The 5585-nt window shown below is 64.1% G+C and carries 6 protein-coding genes and 1 pseudogene; 2 read left to right on the top strand and 5 right to left on the bottom strand.

Features of this window, described 5'->3' with window-relative positions:
• From IYY11_RS00160 to tnpA, 5 genes are all read right to left on the bottom strand, one after another.
• Nucleotides 1-474: winged helix-turn-helix domain-containing protein (locus IYY11_RS00160; protein WP_196402273.1), on the bottom strand; the 474-nt coding region annotated here is incomplete at its 3' end.
• A gap of 28 nt (nucleotides 475-502) precedes the next feature.
• Nucleotides 503-1075, bottom strand: a complete 573-nt coding sequence (locus IYY11_RS00155; RefSeq protein ID WP_196402272.1) for a UPF0149 family protein — start codon at nucleotides 1073-1075, stop codon at nucleotides 503-505.
• Nucleotides 1041-2621 (bottom strand): IS66 family transposase, encoded by a 1581-nt coding sequence (gene tnpC / locus IYY11_RS00150; RefSeq protein WP_196402271.1) that lies wholly within the window; start codon nucleotides 2619-2621, stop codon nucleotides 1041-1043. The genes IYY11_RS00155 and tnpC overlap by 35 nt, the downstream gene beginning before the upstream one ends.
• A gap of 52 nt (nucleotides 2622-2673) precedes the next feature.
• Complete coding sequence (gene tnpB, locus IYY11_RS00145) at nucleotides 2674-3027, bottom strand: IS66 family insertion sequence element accessory protein TnpB (RefSeq protein WP_196402270.1); 354 nt, start codon at nucleotides 3025-3027, stop codon at nucleotides 2674-2676.
• Entirely contained in the window at nucleotides 3027-3407 is a 381-nt protein-coding gene (tnpA, locus tag IYY11_RS23515; protein ID WP_246719520.1) for an IS66-like element accessory protein TnpA, read from the bottom strand. The genes tnpB and tnpA overlap by 1 nt, the downstream gene beginning before the upstream one ends.
• Before the next feature lie 153 nt (nucleotides 3408-3560).
• On the opposite strand from tnpA, the pseudogene IYY11_RS00135 reads away from it, so the two are divergent.
• Together IYY11_RS00135 and IYY11_RS00130 are read left to right on the top strand one after the other, a co-directional pair.
• Nucleotides 3561-4301: pseudogene (locus tag IYY11_RS00135) on the top strand (tyrosine-type recombinase/integrase); the annotation flags it as partial.
• A gap of 19 nt (nucleotides 4302-4320) precedes the next feature.
• A complete protein-coding gene (locus tag IYY11_RS00130) occupies nucleotides 4321-5496 on the top strand; it encodes an IS91 family transposase (RefSeq protein ID WP_196402269.1) in 1176 nt (391 codons plus the stop codon).
• Nucleotides 5497-5585 lie beyond the last annotated feature (89 nt).

The following is a 5585-nucleotide window of genomic DNA, read 5'->3' as shown; positions in this document are numbered from 1 at the left end:
GATCTCGCCGTCCTGCGCGGGATGGCGCGGTCTGGCGCTGATGTGGGAGAAGCCGAGTTTCTTGAGGAGCGCTCCCACATAACGCTCGTGAAAATCGACGCCGAATGTCTCAGCGATGACGCGCTTGAGGTCTACGCGTCGCCAGCGCACGACGCCGTCCCGCTCGCGATCCGGTCCCGCCTCGACGATCTTGGCAAATGTGGCCAACTGCTCCGCCGACAGGCGCGATTTCGGACCATCCGTCCAATTGTCGAAGAGACCTTCCGGGCCAGCGGCGTTGAAGCGATGCACCCAATCGCGCAGCGTCTGCCGATCCATCCCGCCAATCCTCGCGGCCTCGCCGCGGTCCTTGCCGTCGCGGACCGCCGCCAGCGACAAAAGCCGCCGGCTCTGATTGACGTCCTTCGAACGCCGGGCCAAAGCCCGCAGCTGCTCGGCCGAGAAATCCTCTCGTAATTTCACCGCTGCTGGCATGGCGCGAATCTCCTTCGCGCCAAATGAGTCAGAAAATTCGCGCCGGGGGAATCCCCCGTGAGTCAGCCCGCATAGCCATTGGTATAAGTTCATGCGCGGTGGACTCGAGCGCTTCATATTCGAGTTTGGAGAAGCGCGCATCACGTCGTGCGACATCGGCGAGGGTAAGCAGGCCCGACATGGCTTTGGCGGTTTCGACATTGGCGTCGAGCAGTGGTCGCCATGCGGCGGGGCGGAGCTTCACGGCCTTTTCGAACCCCTCGATCCACAGCTCCCACAGAACGTCACCGTTGCGATCGTCGATGGCGAAGTACGGCGCATAACTCTCCGGCTTCTCGAAAAGCCTTTTTGCGACATCATTGTAGTGCGCCATTACGAGCGTGAGCACTTTGTTCAGGTGGTCAGCCGTATCGAAGACAGGCGCCGCCTCGTCAGCAGTCTGGCCCCAGACGACGGAAAGCCATTCGCTTGGCGGGACCATCTCCGGACAAACAAGCACGCCGGCGACAAGACCATCGAGTTCTTCGAGCAGCATAGCCTCCTCGCCAAGGGCAAGGAGTTCATTCTCAAGCCGCTTGAGATGGCGCAGCTCTTTCCGCATGAGGCTTCCACTTCCAGGGAAGGAGATCGTCGATTCTATTGATCGGGTGATCGGCGATGCGGGCGATGATGTCCGCAAGCCAGGCTTCCGGATCGATGTCATTGAAGCGTGCCGTTTCGATCAGCGTATACATGATCGCCGCGCGACGTCCGCCGTCGTCGGAGCCGGCAAATAGGTAATTCTTTCTGCCCAAAGTAAGGGGTCTGATTGCGCGTTCGGCGGCGTTGTTCGACATTTCGAGACGTCCGTTATGGACGTAGCGGGTCAAGGCCGTCCAACGGGAGGTCGCGTAGCGGATGGCCTTGGCGAAGTCGCTCTTGCCGCTGATCGTCGCCAGCGTCGCGTTCAGGAACGCGCGCAGTTCATCCAGAATGGGATTTGCCCGCTCTCGGCGCGCGTCGATGCGCTCGGACGGCGATCTACCCTTGATGTCGGCCTCGATGGCTAAGAGCCTCGCGACCATGTCGAGCGCCTGCGCCGCCGCCGGCGATTTTGTCTCGACATGCACGTCGTAGATTTTGCGCCTGGCATGCGCCCAGCACGCGACCTCTTTGAACGGCGCCGGCGCGCCCGTTTTTGGATCGGCCTCGTAGAGGTCGCCAAAGCCGGTATACCCGTCCGCGTGCAGATGGCCGCGGCAATCCTTCAGCAAGGCGCGGGCATGCTCCGCCTTGCGGTCCGCCGAATAGAGATAGAAGGCCGCCGGCGGCGCCGTCGACCCATAGGGCCTCTCATCGCGCACCGCCGTCCATAATCGGCCGGTCTTCGTCCTGCCGCGCCCCGGATCGAGCACGGGAACCGTCGTATCGTCCGCGTGAATGGCGGAGCCGGCGCGCACATGACGCGCGATGCGCTCGGCCAGCGGCTCCAGCAGCGCCGCCATATGGCCCACCCAGCCGGCCATGACCGAGCGGTCGATCGCTACGCCTTCGCGCGCGTAGATGTCGGACTGACGATGCAAAGGCAGATGGTCACAATATTTGGCGACCAGCACATGGGCGAGCAGCGCAGGCCCTGGCCGTCCTTTTTCGATCGGCAACGTTGGCATGGGCGCCTGAACGATCGTCTCGCAGGCGCGGCAGCTCATCTTCTCCCGCACATGCCGCACGCGCTTGAAGTGCGAAGCGACATATTCCAGCACATCCCGCTCGTCGGCGCCGATCCGCCCGAACTTCGTTCCGCCGCAGGTCGGGCAGACGCAGGGCGCGTCATGCGTGATCGTCTCAAGCGGAAGATGATCGGGCAAAGGCGCACGAACCGACGGCTTTTTCGGCATCGATGATGAGGCGCCGCTGTCGGGCGCTTCGCTTTGCGCCTGCCGCTCGGCGTCGCTTTCCTCGAAATCGCCGATCAGCAGTTCGAGTTGTTCGATGTCGCGGTCGAGCTTTTCCGACGATCGCCCGAAGCGCGCGCGTCGCAAAATGGCGAGCTGCATCTTCAGCTTTTCGATCAGCAGCGTTTTGGCGTGAACTTCCGCGGCGAGCGCCGCCGCAAAGCGCCGCAGTTCCGCGGGATCTTCAGGCAAATCAGCAGTGGCGCACGACATGATTTCGTCTACCACAAAACACGCGTCGGCGCAGCTCAAGAATGCCTGGAATCTATAGGAATGCAGGGCGTTTCGGCGCGTCCGGCGCAACCGTCCGGCGCCAGTCGATCCCTTCGATCAAGAGCGCCAGTTGCGCCGCCGTCAGTTGCAGCGCGCCCTCGACAATCGGCGGCCACACGAACTTACCTTTCTCCAGACGCTTGGCAAACAGGCACAGGCCCGACCCGTCCCAGGTCAAAATCTTCACATAGTCGCCGCGCTTGCTCCTGAACACGAAGGCCGCGCCCGAATAAGGGTCAGCGCGCAGAACCTGCGCGACATCGGCGGCAAGTCCATCAAAGCCGCGCCGCATATCGACCGGCTTGCACGCCAGATAGACCTTCACGCCCGGCGCGAACTGAAGCATCAAAGATCGCCCAGCGCAGACAGGACGCGACGCAGCGCTTCGGCGTCGACATTCGCGTCGAGCGACACCCGTGCGCCATTCGGCAGGCTGATCTCCATTGCCCCGCGTCGCGTGATTCTTCGCGGCTCGCGAACCGGCTTCGCCAACGCCAGCGGCGGCGCCAATGCTGGAGCCGTCACGGCGTTCAGCTCCACGAGCGACACCGGGACAAACGCCGGCGCGTCGCTGTCTCCCGCCACAGCAGAGGCGTCAGCCTTTTGCGCTGGCGCGCGCCGCCGATCAAGCCAACCCTCGCGGGCGCGGCGTATCCATTTGAAAACGAGATTGGCGTTCAGACCGTGACGACGCGCAACCGCCGCAACAGACGCCCCGGGCGCCAGCGCTGCACCAACAATGCGCTGACGCTCTTCCAGGCTCCACGATCGCCGTGCGCCGCCATCCTTCGCCGCCGCTATCTGGTGTCCACCTCTCCCATGGTGGACACCTAATCAACTCCAATTGCACTGCGCTAGGCGGTCAGCCGATCACGCTTACGCTCCCCGGATCGTCTGGGGCTTGAGGATGTCCGCGCCTTTCAGGTTCATCTCGCGTCCACGGGGATTTCCTGGGCGTCACTCAATCAGATCGTCTGCGCGCTGCGCTTCTTTTACGGCGTGACGCTCGGTCTGGACACGATCCCCGAACGGATCGCCTACGCGCGCGAGCCGCGCAAGCTGCCAGCGGTTCTCAGCGGCGACGAAGTGATCCGATTCCTCGAAGCTGTTTCGAGCCTCAAGTCGCGGGTCGCCCTGACGACGGCCTACGCGGCGGGGCTGCGCGTCTCCGAGGTGACGGGTCTCAAGGTCTGCGACATCGACAGCCAGCGCATGGTCATTCGGATCGAATGCGGCAAGGGCGGCAAGGAGCGCTACGTGATGCTTTCGCAGCAGCTGCTCGCCATTCTGCGCAGCTACTGGCGTCTGGCGCGGCCCGAACGCTTTCTCTTTCCCGGGCGCGACAAGGACAAGCCGATCGAGCCCACTGTCCTGCACGCCGCCTGTCGTTCGGCGCGCGCGGCGGCCGGCATCGACAAGCGGATGAGCGTTCATGTTCTGCGCCACAGCTTCGCCACGCATCTTTTGGAAAGCGGCGTCGACATCCGCATCATTCAGGTTCTGCTCGGCCATGAGCACCTGTCGACGACCGCGCGCTACACCCGCGTGTCCACGCATCTGATCGGGACCACGACGAGCCCTCTGGATCGGCTGTCGTTGGAGGTGACGCCGCTCGAGTAAACGCCGGTGGAACGGGCCGGTGCTCGAACTCGCCGACGTTTTCCGCAGCCGTGGCGACGCCTATCTCCGCGACCACGCCGCGCATCTTGGCCGCGGCGAGCGCCGCGTCATCGGCGCGATCACAGCCTGTAGGACAGCGGCGCTTGGCGGTCACGTCGAACACTGCGACGCCTGCGGCGCAACGCGCGTCGCCTACAACTCCTGCCGCAATCGCCACTGCCCAAAGTGTCAGGGCGCGGCGCGGGCGCAATGGCTTTCCGCGCGCAAAGCCGAGCTGCTGCCGGCGCCCTATTTTCATGTCGTCTTCACCTTGCCGCCGGCGGCCGCCGAGATCGCTTTCCAGAACAAGGGGCTCGTGTATGCCTTGCTGATGCGCGCCGCCGCCGAGGCGACAATGACGCTCGCCGAAAATCCGAGGCGTCTCGGCGCCAAGATCGGATTGCTCGCCGTCCTTCACACTTGGGGGCAGACGCTCACGCATCACCCCCACGTCCATTGCGTCGTCCCCGGCGGCGGCGTCTCGCTCGACGGCAGGCGCTGGATCGCCTGCAAACCAAGCTTCTTCCTGCCCGTGAAGGCGTTGGCGCGACTCTTTCGTCGCTTGCTGCTCGCCGGCCTCAAGGCCGCTTTCGAGAAGAACGCGCTCTGCTTCTTCGGTGAGGTGGCGCCGCTTTCCGAACCGCGCGTTTTCGCCGAACGCATCAAATCCCTGCGCAAAACAGACTGGGTCGTTTACGCCAAGCCTCCCTTCGGCGGCCCCGAGCAGGTCCTTGCCTATCTCGCCCGCTACACGCATCGCGCGGCGATCGCCAACTCAAGGCTCGTAGCCATCAGCGACGACGAGATCGCGTTCACCTACAAGGACTATCGGCGCAACGGGCGCCGGAAGATCATGCGGCTTAAGCCGGAGGAGTTCATGCGCCGCTTTCTGCTGCATGTCCTCCCCGGCGGCTTCCATCGCATTCGTCACTACGGCCTCCTGGCCAGGGGAGACCGCGCCGAAAGACTCGAACTCTGCCGCAAGCTCGCCGCCGCAAATCATCCTGTCGAAGAACCGACTGCCCCCGCCTGCGAGGACGCGCCCACCGCCAAAATCGGCGCCGCCTCGCTGTGTCCCGACTGCGGCGCGCTCATGCGCCGCATCCGCGTCACGCCGCCCTTCAGACCGCGCCCCTTTCACTGTGACACGTCATGAGTTCCGCAATCGCTTTCGCCCGCATCAGCCTTGGTCCTCTCGTTGCGCTTCACGCCGACGAGGCGAAGGCTCACGTCGCCAGCGCGACG

Source organism: Methylocystis sp. H62 (assembly GCF_015709515.1).
In the GTDB taxonomy this organism is placed as follows: Bacteria; Pseudomonadota; Alphaproteobacteria; order Rhizobiales; family Beijerinckiaceae; genus Methylocystis.
This window is presented reverse-complemented; position numbering and strand designations above follow the sequence as displayed.

Excerpts from the sequence above, each read along its gene's own strand:
- tnpC (WP_196402271.1), bottom strand. The coding sequence starts at position 2,621 with ATGTCGTGCGCCACTGCTGATTTGCCTGAAGATCCCGCGGAACTGCGG.
- IYY11_RS00155 (WP_196402272.1), bottom strand. The coding sequence starts at position 1,075 with ATGCGGAAAGAGCTGCGCCATCTCAAGCGGCTTGAGAATGAACTCCTT.
- tnpB (WP_196402270.1), bottom strand. The coding sequence starts at position 3,027 with ATGCTTCAGTTCGCGCCGGGCGTGAAGGTCTATCTGGCGTGCAAGCCG.